The sequence below is a fragment of the Hafnia alvei genome, assembly GCF_034424155.1.
Lineage (GTDB): Bacteria > Pseudomonadota > Gammaproteobacteria > Enterobacterales > Enterobacteriaceae > Hafnia > Hafnia alvei.
Genome location: NZ_CP139992.1, coordinates 4,309,704 through 4,325,966, shown reverse-complemented (window position 1 = coordinate 4,325,966; position 16,263 = coordinate 4,309,704). Strand labels below are relative to the sequence as shown.

At 49.8% G+C, this 16,263-nt stretch carries 15 protein-coding genes; 6 read left to right on the top strand and 9 right to left on the bottom strand.

Going from position 1 to position 16,263, the window contains the following annotated elements; all coding sequences use genetic code 11:
• Nucleotides 1-69: 69 nt before the first annotated feature.
• Nucleotides 70-636: a peptidylprolyl isomerase A gene (gene ppiA / locus U0008_RS20035; RefSeq protein ID WP_040046992.1), complete on the top strand. Its 567-nt coding sequence runs from the start codon at nucleotides 70-72 to the stop codon at nucleotides 634-636.
• 64 nt (nucleotides 637-700) lie between these two features.
• Here ppiA and U0008_RS20030 read toward each other — a convergent pair whose 3' ends face one another.
• Nucleotides 701-1,276 carry an aminodeoxychorismate synthase component II gene (locus U0008_RS20030; protein WP_043489408.1) on the bottom strand — a complete coding sequence of 192 codons (576 nt, stop codon included), beginning with the start codon at nucleotides 1,274-1,276 and terminating at the stop codon, nucleotides 701-703.
• Nucleotides 1,277-1,363: 87 nt separating this feature from the next.
• Nucleotides 1,364-2,893: a helicase HerA-like C-terminal domain-containing protein gene (locus U0008_RS20025; RefSeq protein ID WP_043489407.1), complete on the bottom strand. Its 1,530-nt coding sequence runs from the start codon at nucleotides 2,891-2,893 to the stop codon at nucleotides 1,364-1,366.
• 225 nt (nucleotides 2,894-3,118) lie between these two features.
• Between U0008_RS20025 and argD the strand changes: the two genes are divergently transcribed.
• Complete coding sequence (gene argD, locus U0008_RS20020) at nucleotides 3,119-4,339, top strand: bifunctional acetylornithine/succinyldiaminopimelate transaminase (RefSeq protein WP_043489405.1); 1,221 nt, start codon at nucleotides 3,119-3,121, stop codon at nucleotides 4,337-4,339.
• On the opposite strand, the gene U0008_RS20015 is transcribed toward argD, so the two are convergent.
• Both U0008_RS20015 and crp read right to left on the bottom strand, forming a co-directional pair.
• On the bottom strand, nucleotides 4,336-6,414 hold the full coding sequence (locus U0008_RS20015; protein WP_025799248.1) for a YccS/YhfK family putative transporter: 2,079 nt from the start codon (nucleotides 6,412-6,414) through the stop codon (nucleotides 4,336-4,338). The genes argD and U0008_RS20015 overlap by 4 nt on opposite strands.
• A 43-nt stretch (nucleotides 6,415-6,457) precedes the next feature.
• Nucleotides 6,458-7,090 carry a cAMP-activated global transcriptional regulator CRP gene (gene crp / locus U0008_RS20010; protein WP_004090925.1) on the bottom strand — a complete coding sequence of 211 codons (633 nt, stop codon included), beginning with the start codon at nucleotides 7,088-7,090 and terminating at the stop codon, nucleotides 6,458-6,460.
• 329 nt (nucleotides 7,091-7,419) lie between these two features.
• On the opposite strand from crp, the gene U0008_RS20005 reads away from it, so the two are divergent.
• Nucleotides 7,420-7,827, top strand: coding sequence for an OsmC family protein (locus U0008_RS20005; RefSeq protein WP_025799244.1), 408 nt, complete (start codon nucleotides 7,420-7,422; stop codon nucleotides 7,825-7,827).
• 5 nt (nucleotides 7,828-7,832) lie between these two features.
• On the opposite strand, the gene U0008_RS20000 is transcribed toward U0008_RS20005, so the two are convergent.
• Entirely contained in the window at nucleotides 7,833-8,744 is a 912-nt protein-coding gene (locus U0008_RS20000; protein ID WP_043489403.1) for a LysR substrate-binding domain-containing protein, read from the bottom strand.
• A gap of 191 nt (nucleotides 8,745-8,935) precedes the next feature.
• Here U0008_RS20000 and U0008_RS19995 point away from each other — a divergent pair, with 191 nt between their 5' ends.
• Entirely contained in the window at nucleotides 8,936-10,141 is a 1,206-nt protein-coding gene (locus tag U0008_RS19995; RefSeq protein ID WP_043489400.1) for an MFS transporter, read from the top strand.
• Nucleotides 10,142-10,156: 15 nt separating this feature from the next.
• Complete coding sequence (locus U0008_RS19990) at nucleotides 10,157-11,338, top strand: amidohydrolase (protein WP_051874036.1); 1,182 nt, start codon at nucleotides 10,157-10,159, stop codon at nucleotides 11,336-11,338.
• Nucleotides 11,339-11,347: 9 nt separating this feature from the next.
• On the opposite strand, the gene U0008_RS19985 is transcribed toward U0008_RS19990, so the two are convergent.
• The 4 genes from U0008_RS19985 to U0008_RS19970 all read right to left on the bottom strand — a co-directional run bounded on the left by U0008_RS19985 (nucleotide 11,348) and on the right by U0008_RS19970 (nucleotide 15,430).
• Entirely contained in the window at nucleotides 11,348-12,217 is an 870-nt protein-coding gene (locus tag U0008_RS19985) for a phosphoribulokinase (RefSeq protein WP_025799235.1), read from the bottom strand.
• A gap of 35 nt (nucleotides 12,218-12,252) precedes the next feature.
• Nucleotides 12,253-14,112, bottom strand: coding sequence for a DUF4153 domain-containing protein (locus tag U0008_RS19980; protein WP_043489398.1), 1,860 nt, complete (start codon nucleotides 14,110-14,112; stop codon nucleotides 12,253-12,255).
• 104 nt (nucleotides 14,113-14,216) lie between these two features.
• Nucleotides 14,217-14,453 carry a YheU family protein gene (locus U0008_RS19975; protein ID WP_043489396.1) on the bottom strand — a complete coding sequence of 79 codons (237 nt, stop codon included), beginning with the start codon at nucleotides 14,451-14,453 and terminating at the stop codon, nucleotides 14,217-14,219.
• Entirely contained in the window at nucleotides 14,450-15,430 is a 981-nt protein-coding gene (locus U0008_RS19970) for a hydrolase (RefSeq protein ID WP_043489544.1), read from the bottom strand. Before U0008_RS19970 ends, U0008_RS19975 begins: the two co-directional genes overlap by 4 nt.
• 98 nt (nucleotides 15,431-15,528) lie before the next feature.
• Between U0008_RS19970 and U0008_RS19965 the strand changes: the two genes are divergently transcribed.
• Nucleotides 15,529-16,134 carry a LysE family translocator gene (locus U0008_RS19965; protein ID WP_043489394.1) on the top strand — a complete coding sequence of 202 codons (606 nt, stop codon included), beginning with the start codon at nucleotides 15,529-15,531 and terminating at the stop codon, nucleotides 16,132-16,134.
• Nucleotides 16,135-16,263: the final 129 nt, after the last annotated feature.

Sequence of the window (16,263 nt, the reverse complement as noted above, 5' to 3'; positions counted from 1 at the left end):
CTAATTAGAATCGATAAGTTAATTTGTTGTTCACCTGCTTTGAAAAAGCCCGCAGAGAAAGGATGTGTCATGTTCAAGAGAGTATTCGTCACCCTAACCGCGCTATTTTCGCTGACGGTATTGGCTCCGGCCGCATTGGCTGCCAACAGCCATGTTTTACTGTCGACGACCGCTGGTAATATTGAAATTGAGTTGGATAGTCAAAAAGCGCCGGTGTCGGTGAAGAACTTCCTCGACTACGTGAACAGCGGGTATTACAACAACACGATTTTTCATCGTGTGATCCCTGGTTTTATGGTGCAGGGCGGTGGGTTTACTGCGGATATGCAGCAGAAAACCACGAATGCACCAATCAAAAACGAAGCGGATAACGGTTTGCGTAACCTGCGCGGCACCATCGCTATGGCGCGTACTGCTGAAAAAGACAGCGCAACCAGCCAGTTCTTCATTAACGTTGCCGACAATGCTTTCTTAGATCACGGCCAGCGTGATTTTGGCTATGCGGTATTTGGTAAAGTGACGAAGGGGATGGACATTGTCGACAAAATTGCTCAGGTGCGTACTGAGAACGTCGGCCCATACCAGAATGTCCCTTCTAAGCCGATCGTGATTACATCGGCAAAAGTACTGCCATAATCTCTGATATTCGGTTTGATGTTATGAGCTGAGATTCCCGCCGCTGTTGGCGGGAGTTTTGTTTCTAGCGCTGCAAAAAATTCTTCAATAGCTGGTGGCCTTGTTCGCTTAAAATGCTTTCAGGGTGAAACTGCACGCCTTCAACGTCTAAGGTGCGATGGCGTACGCCCATAATCTCGTCGGGTTCGCCGTTGCGTTCACTCCACGCGGTAATTTCCAAGCAGTCGGGCAGCGTCTCTTTTTCCAGAATCAGTGAATGGTAGCGCGTTACCGTTAGCGGATTGTTTAAGCCATGGAATACGCCGCCGTTGGTATGGCGAATTGCGCTGGTTTTGCCATGCATGACCTGACGGGCGCGAACCACGTTGGCACCGAAAACCTGCCCCAGTGCCTGATGACCTAAGCACACGCCTAACAACGGTATTTTCCCCGCAAAGTGTTCGATGGCTGCTAAAGAAATCCCAGCATCGTTTGGTGTGCAAGGTCCAGGTGATATCACCAGATGTGAAGGCGCCAGCGCTTCGATTTGCTCAAGCGTGAGATCGTCGTTGCGGCGGACGATAACGTCGGCGTCGAGTTCGCAAAAGTATTGGTAGAGGTTGTAGGTAAAGGAGTCGTAATTATCGATCAGCAACAGCATCAGAGGTTCGCTTTGTACGGAAATGACATCAGATGCCCCGATGATAAATCATGCAGGGCATAAGTAAGAGCATAAGAAAGCAGGGAGTTATTTACGTCCGCCCATAATCGAGCCTAAAACGCCGCGCAAAATTTGGCGGCCGAGCGAACTTCCTACCTGACGCGCCATGCTTTTTGCGGCGGTTTGTACCACGCCATCTTTCTTACCACCGCGAGGGCCGGTGGTGCCGAACAGAATTTCATTCAAGCTGCCCATCAATCCGCCGCCTTCTTGCGCGTTGGCCTCTGGTTTTTTCACGTCGTCAGCGCTGGCTTTTTCATCCCCGCTTTCAACCGTGCTGAAGCCCTGCTGGGTGATTTTTTCATAGGCAGATTCACGATCGACGGCTTCGTCATAGCGACCATATAACGGTGAATGATTTAGGGCGTGATTCAATTCATCGGCGGTTAACGGCCCCATACGGGATTTGGGCGCGATAACCATTGCGCGCTCAACGATGGTTGGGCGACCGCTTTCATCAAGGAATGAAACCAATGCTTCGCCTACGCCCAGCTCGGTAATGGCCTGCTCGGTGCTGAATTCGGGATTTGCGCGCAGGGTTTGTGCTGCGGCTTTCACGGCTTTTTGATCGCGTGGGGTAAACGCACGTAGCGCATGTTGAACGCGATTGCCCAGTTGTCCGAGAACGTTGTCAGGGATATCCAGTGGGTTCTGGGTAACGAAATAGATCCCTACGCCTTTAGAACGGATTAAGCGCACGACCTGTTCTATTTTATCCAGTAGGGCGCTAGGCGCGTCGTTAAACAGCAGATGAGCCTCATCGAAGAAGAACACCAGCTTTGGTTGCTCAACGTCACCGACCTCAGGCAGCTGTTCAAATAACTCCGCCAGTAGCCACAGAAGGAATACCGAGTAGAGCTTCGGCTGATTGATCAGTTTGTCGGCGGCCAGTAGATTAATAATGCCTTGCCCATTGGCGTCGCAGCGCATCAGATCTTTAATATCCAACATCGGCTCGCCAAAGAAATGATCGCCGCCTTGCTGATCCAGCGTCAGTAATCCGCGCTGAATCGCGCCAATAGACGCGGTAGAAATATTGCCATACTGGGTGGTGAACTGTTTGGCATTGTCCCCCACAAACTGCACCACGGCGCGGAGATCTTTCATATCGAGCAGCAGCAGGTTGCTGTCATCGGCAATCTTAAACACCAGCTGTAACACGCCGGATTGCACGTCGTTTAAATCCAGCAGGCGAGACAGCAACAGCGGGCCTAAATCTGACACCGTGGCACGAATAGGGTGACCTTTTTCGGCAAAAATATCCCACGGAATGATCGGACACGCCTGCGGCGACCAGTCGGTCACCTGCAAAGCATCTAATCTTTTCTGTAATTTATCGGAAGGCGTGCCGGCAGCGGCAATACCGGACAAGTCGCCTTTTACGTCGGCCAAAAATACGGGAACACCAATACGAGAGAACTGCTCTGCCATTTTTTGTAGGGTCACGGTTTTCCCCGTACCCGTTGCGCCGGTAATCAGTCCGTGGCGGTTGGCCAGCGCCGGAAGTAGTTGCAGCGTGACTTTTTGATTCTTAGCAATGGTAAGCGGAGCGCTCATGGTCAGTCCTTAAGTGAAGAGGCGGAACGTAACTTCCAAGTTCAAAGTATAAGCACGCTGAATCTTAGTCTCAACTTTAACCGCTGTTATTGAACGGGGAGGTTTTGGCAAAACAAACGCAAATTACGGTTGCCATAAAATGATTTATTATGCATATTTTATGATTATATTTTCATTTAATAGCTGGCAAATCGTTGTTGGCGATGTGAATAAGGTGGAAAAGTGATGGCGAAGCAGCAGTCAGTTGCAAGAGACACATTTGAAAAGGTGATGTTGCCTATCTATGCACCGGCAGATTTCGTTCCCGTGCGCGGTAAAGGAAGCCGAGTGTGGGATCAGCAAGGGCGAGAGTATGTGGATTTTGCGGGGGGGATTGCCGTGACGGCCTTAGGGCATTGCCATCCTGCGCTGGTTGCTGCACTGCATGAGCAAGGCGAAAAGCTGTGGCATGTAAGTAATGTTTTCACCAATGAGCCTGCGCTACGTCTGGCACAAAAGCTGATTGATGCCACCTTTGCCGAGCGTGTCTTCTTTGCAAACTCCGGCGCGGAGGCAAACGAAGCGGCGTTTAAACTGGCTCGTTACTATGCCTCCAGCAAAATTAGCCCTTTCAAATCCAAGATTATTGCCTTCCACCATGCCTTTCATGGCCGTACCTTATTTACGGTTTCCGTGGGGGGGCAGCCAAAATATTCAGACGGCTTTGGCCCGAAGCCTGCCGACATCGTGCATGTGCCATTTAATGATTTAGACGCCGTTCGTGCAGTTATCGACGATCATACCTGTGCAGTGGTGCTTGAGCCCGTTCAAGGCGAAGGCGGCGTGATGCCTGCGACGCAAAGCTTCTTGCAAGGCGTACGTGAACTTTGCGATCGGCATCAGGCGCTGTTGGTTTTCGATGAAGTACAAAGCGGTATGGGCCGAACCGGTAAACTCTTTACCTACATGCACTACGGTGTGACGCCGGATATTCTCACCACTGCCAAAGCGCTGGGGGGCGGTTTTCCGATTAGCGCCATGTTAACAACCCACGAAATTGCCAGCGCCATGCAGGTGGGTACCCACGGTACCACCTATGGCGGTAATCCACTGGCCTGTGCGGTTGCAGAGGCGGCTCTGGACGTGATCTATACACCTGAGGTGATGGCGGGAATTGAAGAGCGCCACGGCCTGTTTGTGGAGGCCCTAGAGAAGATCAATACCCAGTACAATATCTTCACTCAGGTGCGTGGAATGGGGCTGTTGCTGGGCGCTGAACTGAGCCCTGCCTATCACGGTAAGGCGCGAGATATCTTGCATGCCGCCGCGAGTGAAGGACTTATGCTGCTGAACGCGGGACCGGATATTTTGCGCTTTGCGCCCTCGTTGGTTATCGAGTTTGCCGATATCCATGAGGGCATGGCACGGCTGGAAAAAGCGATTGCCAAAGTCGTGGGTGGCAATTAATCCCTGAGTTTACGGCTCATCCAAATCCCGTGATGTGGCCGTTGCCGCCATGCTATCGACGAAATGGTATGCATGGCGCGTAAGTGCGCAATGATGCGTCGAAGATGCACTTCAATTTGCGTAACGGGCATACCGTTAGTTTCTTGATCGTCAGACTGAAATACGGCGGCGTTGTCATTGAGCGTTGGACCATCATGTTCCAAACGTTGCTGACAAAGCTGCAACGCAATTTCGCAACGCTGTAAATAATCCTGTGCTAGATTCTCGGTGAGCATGTAGTGGTCGCGTGCGAGGATCGTCATGGCATTGAGATGCTCAACGATAAACTGACTGTGGGTGATCCACAGGCGCATATCCGTTAAGTAACGTGAGTCAAATCCCGGTTCCTGCATCGCCTGATTTAGCGAAGTAAAGACGGCATTGTGTGCCTGATTCACTTTCATACGCGCATAGGCCAGCGCGGACGTTTTTGGCTCAGGCGACAGTAAAAGGCGCAGTTCGTCTTGGTAGGCCTCCAATGCCTGATGCGCATTTTTGCGCAGCAAGCCGCTTTGCCACTGTGGCCACAGCCAGATGGTGCTGGCAAAGGCAAGAATACAACCGAGAACCGTATCGATGAGGCGCGGAACCAAGAAATGTAATCCGTTAAGCTGTAACAGCTGAAGCGTGTACACCGCCGTGATGGTGAAACCGATCACGGCCAGACCGTAGTTTTTCCTGAGCACCAAATAAGCCGCGATGGTAATTACCAGCATGCAGCTAAGCGTGACGTTCAACGGTAGGTTGAGCTGCAGTAGTCCTGCGGCAACAATTAATCCAACAAAGGTGCCTAGCGCACGGTGCTGGATCCTAACGCGCGTCGCGTTATAGCCATTCTGAATCACCAACATGATGGTCAGCAAAACCCAATAGGGCTTTGGCAGATGGAATAACATGCCGAGGCTACTGCCCGCAGCCAGCGTAATACCTAATCGTGCGGCGTTGCGCAGTGCTACCGACTTCAGCGAAAGATAGGCGCGCAGCGCAGGCCAGAAGGGAAGCCGCTGCTGAGTGGACATCAGATTGCGTTGATATAGTGGGCGTTGGCGCTCTAGCAGGCGAGCCACACGGCTAAAATGATAATAACAGAATTTGCCAACGGGGTTATCTGGGTGCTGATTAGACAGTTTTTCTAGCGCCGATAGCTCATTATCCATCGAGAAATGTTGGGGATAACGGTGATACAAAATATCGTCGGCAACCGTTTTAAGTCGCTCGGTAATGACCTGAGCATTGCGGCGTAATATCGCCTCGGCCTGACTTTTTTCGACCAGCTTCTGCACTTCATCGGGCTGAGACAGGCTAACGGTGATGTGTTCTTGCAAGTCTAATGCGACCTGAAAATAACGCAGCAGGCGTTTGTATTCAGGGTTATGCACCAATGAAAGCATGTGCATTTGTTGGTATATCTGAGCAATGAGATCCATCACTTTTTGCTGGCGTTGTAGCAACGGAGGCAGCGCGGTTTCAGGATCGATATGCTGAGTTAGCAGGCTGTATTTGGCTTCCATGTAGTCGCCAAGCTGAACGTAGAGCTGGCTGAGGTTTTCGCGGATCGGTTGCCCCTTCCACAGCAGGAACCAAAACCAGGTGAAAGCGCCATACCAAATAGTGCCGACAATATACAGCAGTGGCCCATGCCAGATCGGCACGCTTCCCGCCATGCTCAGGGTAAAAATAGAGGCAACCAGCGCGGCAGGCATAAGCCGTGCGTGTAGCGGGCTAATTTCACCGTTAACGCCAAGCAACAAGGCTAAACCGAGCATGATCAGCGGTAGGGGAATTTGCCAGAGTAAGCATTGCTGTAGCAGAAAACTGCTGAAGGCAAATAAGCTGCCGCCAACGACTAATCGTTTAATAAAGCGTTTATGCGGAGTATCGAGCCCGGCGATATTGCAGCAGGCGGGAACTAAAGAGAACATCAGCCCAAGTTGTAGATTACCTATCAACAGGCCGAATAGCACAGGAAGACACAGCACCAGCGTTTGACGCAGTGCGTAGTTGACTTCCGGGTGGTAGATGAACCGCCGCCACATAGCTAAAGAAACCCGTGCAGCAAGGCTACACGGGCGTCATCTATCAGCGAGTGCCGTAAACGACGATGGTTTTTCCGTGTGCGGAGATCAGATTTTGATCTTCCAGCATCTTCAGAATACGACCAACGGTTTCACGGGAGCAGCCAACGATCTGGCCAATTTCCTGACGAGTGATCTTGATCTGCATACCATCTGGATGAGTCATGGCATCTGGCTGTTTGGCCAGATTCAGCAGGGTCTGAGCGATACGACCGGTTACGTCCAAGAATGCAAGGTTGCCGACTTTTTCAGAGGTAACCTGTAAACGGCTAGCCATCTGAGCAGACAGGCGCATCAGAATATCTGGATTGACCTGAATGAGCTGGCGGAACTTCTTGTAAGAAATTTCAGCCACTTCACAGGCGGTTTTTGCACGAACCCAGGCGCTACGTTCTTGCCCTTCCTCAAATAAGCCTAGTTCACCAATGAAATCGCCCTGATTGAGATAAGAAAGGATCATTTCTTTGCCTTCTTCATCTTTAATCAATACAGCAACGGAGCCCTTAACGATGTAGTACAGGGTTTCAGCCTTTTCACCTTGGTGGATCAGGGTACTTTTGGACGGATACTTGTGGATATGGCAATGAGACAAGAACCATTCAAGAGTCGGGTCTGTTTGCGGTTTGCCGAGAACCATTCGCTATTATCCTCTGTTGTTATCGCTGCCCTAATATCGGGATACTGATCCTGACAGTGTGCTTATCGTGGCACGGGGCTTTGCTTATTAACTTGTATAGCACTTCATAATCGAGATATAGAGTAATAGGCTAAGGTAATTATTTCCTAGAGTTATTGATCTATACCCGTTTCAATCCATAAAGATCCATTTCGGCATAGTTTGTAGCACAGCTTTGTGCAGGTGTCTTGTGTTGTCTCGCTTCAGCATCAAGAAGTGAGGCCTCGGATTGCCTGTTTTTTATAGAAAGCGTAGTCTGATGCCAAAATTTAACCAAAGGGGTGATAAACATGCAGGCACGAGTGAAATGGGTTGAAGGGATGACTTTTCTGGGTGAATCCGCTTCAGGGCATCAAATTCTTATGGATGGAAACGCTGGCGATAAAGCACCAAGCCCAATGGAAATGGTGCTGATGTCTGCGGGTGGATGCAGCGCGATTGACGTGGTTTCTATTTTACAGAAAGGGCGACTGGACGTGCGCGACTGTGAAGTAAAATTAACCTCTGAGCGCCGCGAAGAAGCCCCTCGTTTGTTTACTCACATCAATCTGCATTTCGTGGTTACCGGCAAAGGACTGACTGATAAAGCCGTTGAACGCGCAGTCGCCTTATCGGCCGAGAAGTATTGCTCGGTAGCGCTGATGTTGGGTCAAGCGGTGAATATTACCCACAGCTTTGAAACTATCGTGGTTGAGTAACGTTTTTACTCCCAAGCATAGTTTTGGCATTCCCAACGTAATAAATCCAAGAATCGCCGCGCCGTTAAGGTCAGCGGCGATTTTTGTGAATAGAACACGCAATACTGGGCGGTGGGTAAATCGTCGATAGGCAATGCACAGAGCGTATTGTCTAATCCCAGCGGTTCCCGCATCGCCCGGGCCACGATGGTGAGGTATTGTGCCTGTTGCACCATGCTTAATCCGCACACCACGGAGTCCGTTCGGATCGGTGATTGGCTAAGCTGGTGGTAAAAATTCCCCATGGCTGATTCTAGCTGCTGGTAGTAGCCCATATCGGTTTCAGGTATCAGCCATTTTGCGTGCTTCAGCTCTTCTAACGACTTAGCCTGAGAAAATGGGTTATCGCGGTGAGCGATAATGCAAAAGGGCGATTCAAATAGCGGCTCACGGACCAGATCTATTGGCGTAGTTTCGACTGTTAGCGTGCCGATGGCAAAATCGAGTCGCCCTTCACGCAAGGCCGGTAGAAGCGTCGAGAGCTGCGCTTCTTTGGCGTGTATATTGGCCTGTGGAAACTGAGACTTAAAGGTATCAGCGGCCTGAGGAAACACGGTTAGCGCAATCAGCGATGAAAAGCCTACAGACACCGACCCTTGAGAATATTGGCTTATTTGCTCAATTTCATCTGCCGCGCGCTGGAGTTCTTCCAAAATAAGCTGCGAGCGTGCCGCAAACGCGCTTCCTGTTTCAGTCAGCATCATTCCTTTGGCTCCGCGCACGATAAGCTGCGTATTCAGCGTATGTTCCAATTCTTTGATCGCTCTGCTTATTGCAGGCTGTGACTGGTTTAACGCGCGCGCGGCGGCGCGAATACTTCCTCGACGAATCACTTCCTGAAACGTTTTTAGCTGCTGAATTTTTGGCAGATATTTCACCGCGCTTCCCCTATCAATAAAAAGCATCACCCCAAAAAAAATGACATCTTACACGGTGTGGGTAAAGACGATATTTTCATCAATGCCATCTGGCGCGCAGTTAATAAAAAGAAAGCGATGCACATCACATAAGCACCCCTATGCGTTTGAGCCTCTGTCAGGGTTGACGCCGTTCAGCGAGGAGTTTGGCTATGCAATTTCAGCGCCGTTCATTGATGATTTTTTTACTGTTTATCGGTTACGCCATTGTTTATATCGACAAAACCGTGGTGGGGTTTGCTCTGTTGCCTATCGAGCGGGAGTTTTCTCTCCAGCCTGAGCAATTAGGCTATATCACCGGCGTTTTTTTTCTCGCCTATTCCATTTTTCAGATCCCCGCCGGTTGGCTGAACGATCGCTTTGGATTCAAAAAAGTCTTGTGTAGCTCACTCTTTCTGCTGGGTGGGTTTGCTATGTGCTTCGGCTGGGTGGGGCTCACTTTTGGTTTATTGCTGACGTTTCGTTTTCTGGCGGGTATGGGACATGCGGGCTATCCGACCTCCTGTGCGAAAGCGGTGACGGCAAATTTCACCGTTGAGCAGCGCACTTTTGCGCAGTCTATTCTGCTGTCCTCGGCGGGGCTGGCGATGACGTTAGGCCCGTTGGTGGCGGTATATTGTCTTGAGCATATTGGCTGGCGCGGGTCTTTTGCTTCGTTGGGTATTTTGGCCTTTATCATCTCGGGCTGCATTTTGTGGCTGGTGCCAAATCCACAGAAGGCATGGCCAACATCTTCTACCCAGCAGAAAAGCGGGCCTTATCGCCAGCTGTTGAAAAGCCCTATCGTTATTTTGCTGTTTATCGCCATTTTTTGTTTGAACATTCCGTCCTACGGCCTGATGGCATGGCTGCCTAAATTCTTGGTGCAAAACCGTGGGCTGCCGTTGGGCGTATCCAGCTTAGTGGCCGCGGCGGGCGGTCTGGGGATGTGGATTTCGTCTTTGTGCACCGGCTATTTCGTTGGCAAATACATGCAGGGTAAAGAGCACAAAGTGGTTTGTTCGTGTTCGTTGCTGAGCGCGGTCTGTATTGGGTTGGTTTACGCCACATCTTCGGCTATTTCGGCCAGCCTGTTTTTATTCTTCGGCTATGTGTTCCTCATGGCGTCGTTTGTCACCGTCTTCACTTTACCAATGAAACGTTTGCCGACTGACGTAATGGGCGCCGCGATGGGGATTATTAACACCGGTGGCACCTTGGGCGGTTTTGTTGCGCCGATTGCCATGGGGTATCTGGTGAAGATGAGCCAAGGTTATTTTTCAACTTTTGTTTTTCTGGTTGTGGTCATGATTGTCTCTGGGCTGGTGATCCTGCCGCTGGCAGGAAAAACCTATAGCCCAGTTCGTGAAACTGCGTAACAGGGGAGATGTACGATGAAACGTGAACTTGATGCTATGTTGTTATCTGTTATGCCGGATGTTATTCGTTGGCGTCGGCACATTCATGCAAACCCTGAACTCTCCTTCCAAGAGCAGAAAACAGCCGACTATATTGCCGAAGAACTGTCTCATGTAGAGAACATTTCGATATCGCGCCCGACGAATAACAGCGTGGTGGTTGATTTAGTCGGGGCATTGAGTGGCCCTCGCTATGCGCTACGTGCTGATATTGATGCATTGCCGATTCAGGAAGAGAGCGAAGAGCCTTTTGCCTCAACGCACTCTGGTGTGATGCACGCATGCGGACATGATTCACATGCGGCCATGTTGATGGGGGCGGTCAGTGTTTTAGCTCAATGTCACCGCCAATTACGTGGGCAGGTGCGCTTTATATTTCAGCACGCCGAGGAAGTTCCGCCCGGTGGCGCACAAGAGCTGATTAAACTCGGTGTTTTAGACGGCGTGGACATGATTTTTGGTTTGCACGTCATGCCGAACTTCCCAACGGGCGTCGTGGGCTGGAAATCGGGGGTGTTTTGCGCATCCAGCGACAACTTTGATATCACCATCAAAGGAAAAGGCGGCCATGGCTCTATGCCGCAGCTGTGTATCGATCCGGTGGTCATTGGCGCTGAGGTGGTGACTGCGCTGCAAAATATTGTCGCGCGTAAAATCGATCCTTTGCAGACACCGGTATTAACCGTGGCGACGTTTAAATCAGAGGGCGGCTACAACGTGATCCCGCAAACGGCTGCTTTGGCAGGCACTTTACGCACCCATGTGGCGAGCGTGCGCGAGAAAGTACCACAGCTGGTTGAGCAAACCGTTGCCGGAATTACGCAGGCGCACGGCGCGGATTATGATATTCGCTGGACGCGAGGCTATACCATCGGCAATAACGACGTTGAGGCGAGCCGGATTGCGCGCGAAGTTATTGAACAGCAACTCGGAAAAGAAAGCGTGCTTGAAATGCCTGCGCCGATGTTTGGCGGCGAGGACTTCTCTTTTTATCTGGAAAAAGTACCGGGCTGTTTTCTGTTTATCGGCAGCGGGAATGAAGATTTGGGTGCGGTTTATGGCGTCCACAATCCAAAATTTAAATTGGATGAGGACGCTATGCGTATCGGCCTGAAGCTACATTTGGGCTTTATTCAGTATCTATTAATGGCTGAATAACCCGCGCGGTTATTCGATTTTTTTCCCTTCGATCAGACGCTGCACCAGCGGCGTCATGATCAACTCCATCGCCAGCCCCATTTTTCCACCGGGAACCACTAACGTGTTGATGTGTGAAATAAACGACCCTTGCAGCATCGCTAATAGATAAGGGAAATCAATGTTGTCTAAGCCCTGAAAATGGATCACGACGAAACTTTCATCGGAGGAAGGGATCGCTTTGGCGGCAAAAGGATTAGAAGTATCAACCGTCGGCACGCGCTGGAAGTTAATGTGGGTGCGAGAGAACTGCGGCGTAATGTAGGTGATGTAATCTTCCATTGAACGCACCACCGAATCCATCACGGCTTCACGTGAATGGCCGCGCTCGCCGGTGTCTCGTACTAATTTTTGGATCCACTCCAGATTGACGATCGGCACCACGCCCACTAGTAAATCGACATGCTGCGCCACGTTATGCTGCTGGGTGACGACGCCGCCGTGTAGCCCTTCGTAAAAGAGCACGTCGGTAGGTTCTGGCAGTGCTTCCCACGGGGTAAACGTACCCGGAACCTGATTGTAGGGAACGGCTTCATCGTAGGTATGCAGATATTTACGGGAACGCCCGCGACCGTGCTGGCCGTATTCAAGAAAGCTTTGTTCTAGAAAAGAAAAATCATTGGCCTCTGGGCCAAAATAGCTGATATGTCGGCCTTGTTCGCGAGCTTTGCGAATAGCCGCGTCCATTTCTGGCCGCGTGTAACGGTGAAAACTGTCGCCTTCCAGTTCAGCCGCCTTAAGATGGAATTGCTGAAAGATTTTGCGGAAGGCGACGCTGGTGGTGGTGGTACCGGCACCACTGGAGCCGGTTACTGCAATAATTGGGTGTTTGGCTGACATAGGTAACACGGCTCCAATAATTAGGGATTAACGGTTTATCTTAAACCGTAATAGTTCATCTCTATGGTTTTATCCTGAATCTGGATATCGCTCCACTCTTTTGGCTTTGTTTTTAATTGGCCATTCAAGATGAGGCTTTTGAGCTTAGCGCTATCAGACTTGTTTTGAGCTAAATACTCGTCAAAATCCATTCTGCTAATTACGACCCATTTCCCCTCACTTAGGGCATAAACTTGGCAGAATGGCGCTTGAGGAGCGCTGAAACTGCACAGGATAGGTTCTGGCTTTCCATCGGCATTGAGATCCAACGTTGTTAAAACGCAGCTATTGGCTAGCAGATAGCAATCACTCATGCGCTCTGCCTGATAGTTATTTTCTGATAGCGATGCCCACCAACTGGAATCTGGCGGCGTTACGCCTGTTGCTAGCAGTATGTTTTTACGCGCGCGCTCCACCGTAAATATCGCGGGTTTTTGTTTATTGTCATCATCGTCATAACTCCCCCAGCGATTGGTTTGTATCAGTATTTTTTCCAGACTTAATTTCCGGGCGGGATCGCTGATAAATTTGGCATCATGGCGTAGTGCTTGAAGTGCATCGTTGCCTCGGCGGCCTGCGTCAAACCGCAGCATGATGAGATCCAGATTATCCGGTGATATTTTGCCAGTGGCATAACGCTGCATTTGATCGTTCACGCTAATGCGATACGGATCGATGATGGGCGAATTGCACAGAATGAGAATAGCCGCGATCAGGCACATCATCTTTTTGTTGATATTGCCCAGCGAGTGAAGCCAGATCGTGTTTTTGCGTACTACGGCAGTTGCATAGGCAAGGCTCAGACAAAGCGACAAACCAACGACGACAGCAGCCCATAGCCGCTCGGGTGTCCAGCCGTATTGCACGATCCGTAGACCTAAATAATACGTGGACAATATCGCGTAGATGGGCAAAGCAAGCAGGGAGCCGTTGATGATATAGCGAATGATTTTGGGATAGGTTTTTTGCTCAGCATTATCAGCGCTAAGGTGTACCGCATTGACCAACAGAGCCAATAGCAGAGACATAGTGGTCAGCAGCGTAGTGGCTGACGACCACTGCTTGGCTAAGGTGTTTATTCCTGTAAACGGCAGACTGAAGATAAAAATCAGCGCGAAAAACGACAGTAGAGGAAGCAAGCCTTTCACCACCAGAGAGAGTAGCTTGCGTACCGTGATGATTAACTTTGAGTTGGTTCGACAGATTAGAACGCCGATGGCGAGAACTAAGCTATTGGCAAGGTAGGTGAATATTTGGTGCTCAAAGAAAAGATTGTAAAAGAAATCAATACCAATCAATTTGAAGAGACCTGCGCCCAGCGACAAAATCCCCCACATCAAACCCGCAATAAGCAGGGTTAATACTACGGTGATGGTATTTTGCCAAATAGCGTCGTGCAAATCAGGATAGTTGACTGGCGAGTTTGGGTTTTCTATTCGCACCTGCAGCCATGGCAGTGTAACAAAGATAATCGCGGCAAGAGAAAAATAAAATGTCGCTAAAATGCCGGTTCCATAATCTCTTAGACCAACATCGTTCCAATTTACCCACGTTGTCATGGCGATAAAAATCACGGCGTAGGCAAGCAGTACTTTCCAGAGCGTTTTGTTGCGTAATGTATTCACCGACAAGACGAACACTAAAGGTAGAGATAGTGATAATACCAGCACATACAGCAGTGTGGTTTTATGGTCTAGCCTCCACTCTTGAGTGCTAAAGTCGTTGCTTAGGTAGAGTAATGCACCCTGTATGAGGCAGGTGATAATAATCAATATGCGAGTGTTGAATGGTAACTCAGAGGGCGATATTTTAGATTCTGAACTACGTTGGGTGACGTGTTGTGAAAGTAGAGACATCCATGCTTCTCCTGATTGTTTAAGCGCCGTTTTTGACATCAAACCAGCCAAAATATTTGGATGCCTTTACTTAATATTGGTTTTATTAAACGGATGTTTAAAGGTTACTCATACTCTTCCGGTGTATCTCGGAACTGCCCTTTGGGCATGATATTCACCGTTTCATGTAGCTCTGACCACACCAAAACGGCCTCACCATTTTTTAGCTGTCGACGTACGTCCTCAACCTTTTGCGTCAATGACTTTTCATGCACGCCATAGTCGGTGCCTTCGCGCAGAACGAAGGATTCGATCAAACTATCCAGCGTATCTGCGGCTAAATTCTCCCAAGGGATAATCACTGCGTGTTCTCCAAAAATGGGGTTAACCAAGAGGGGATGCGTTGTTCTAACCACATCTGAGGTTTGTTAAAACTGCCACCGATGAAGCCAACGTGTCCACCAAATTCGGTGAGTTGATATTCAATATTAGGCGGTAAATCTTCCGGCCGTGGGATCACTTCCGGTGTCATAAACGGATCGTCTTTAGAATGGATGATGAGCAGCGGCACGGTGATTTTTGGCAGCAGCGGTAGGGCGCTACAGCGACGGTAGTAGTCTGTGGCGTTATCAAATCCGTGGATACGTGAGGTAATTACATCATCGAAATCGCGAATGCGTTTTAAGCCTTTCAGCGTTTTTAAGTTCAACGGTAAGGTGTTTGGGTAGCGTTCGAGCTTACGCTGGGCGTTCTGCTTTAGCTGGCCTAAGAGATAACTTTGATAAACGCGCGAAAAGCCTTGTTCTAGCCGATATGAGCAAGGCTCTAACATCAGCGGGGCGGATACAATGACGGCAGCATTGAGCGTGGCATTGGCGCCTTCTTGGCCTAAATAGTAAGCCAGCATATTGCCGCCGAGTGAAATACCCACCGCGGCAGTGGGCGCCTCACCGTAAGTTTCCCGTAGCCAGTTGAGGAAGAAGCGAGCATCTTCGGTTTCGCCTGAATGGTAGATGCGGTTCATTTTATTTGGCTCGCCGCTACAGCCGCGAAAATGCATCACTACGCCCAGCCATCCGGCTTCTTTCCATGCGTGCAGCAAACCATGTGCATAGGGGCTGTAGAAACTCCCTTCTAAACCATGGAACAGCACCACTCGCGGCTTATGCTGCGCCTGCTCTGGTGGCTCACTCCACGCTAAGTCAATAAAGTCGCCGTCGGGTAAGGCTAAGCGCTGCCAATGTGGCTGTAGCAACGGCTTGCGGCGGAATAGCCTTGGCAAAATGGTTTGCAGGTGCGGATTACTTATTCCGCGCATAGGAGAGAATTGATTATTCATAAGGTGATTAATTTTCATGTCATCGTTCTTGTGCGATCAATATCACACTGATAGCTTCAAGGTCACGACAAACATAAAGGGGTGGGAGTGCCCAACAAATGGAACTTGGTCTATTTCTTTCAATGCTAGGGTTTTTGTGGGTAGCGGCGATCACGCCTGGGCCAAATAATATGCTGCTGACCTCGTCGGGGGCGAACTTTGGCTTTATGCGTTCGGTGCCGTTGATGTTGGGTATTATGCTTGGAATGCAGTCGCTGCTGCTTTTAGTGGCGTTTGGTGTTGGTAGCCTGCTGCTGGTTTACCCTACGTTGCATACCACCCTAAAAATATTGGGTAGCTTATATCTGCTGTACATCGCTTGGAAAATAGCGACCTCCAGCTATGAAAAGCTTGACCCTACCGCGGTAAAAGTCAAAAAGCCGGTTAACTGGTACCAAGGCTGGTTGCTTCAATTTTTAAATCCCAAAGCATGGCTGATGGGATTAGGCGCCGTCGCCAGTTTCAGCCTGTCGGGCTCTGAATATAACCATTCTATTATTGCGATCAGCATCGCAATGTTCTTAGTCAATTTAGTCTCCGGCATTATTTGGCTAGGTTTTGGCACTGTGATTGGCCGCTTGCTGAACAGCCGTCGCGCCTGGTTTACGTTCAATATCTCCATGGGACTGCTAACAGCAGCCTGCGTCTTGCTTATTTGGCACTGATTTTGACGTCTCCAGTTCGCTGGAGACGCGCTTATTTCTTCGTTGTATACCGTCGATAGCATTGACACTAGTCGCTCAGACATCAAACTTCAATTATCTCTATTTGGAATAAAGAATACTTTTTTATTC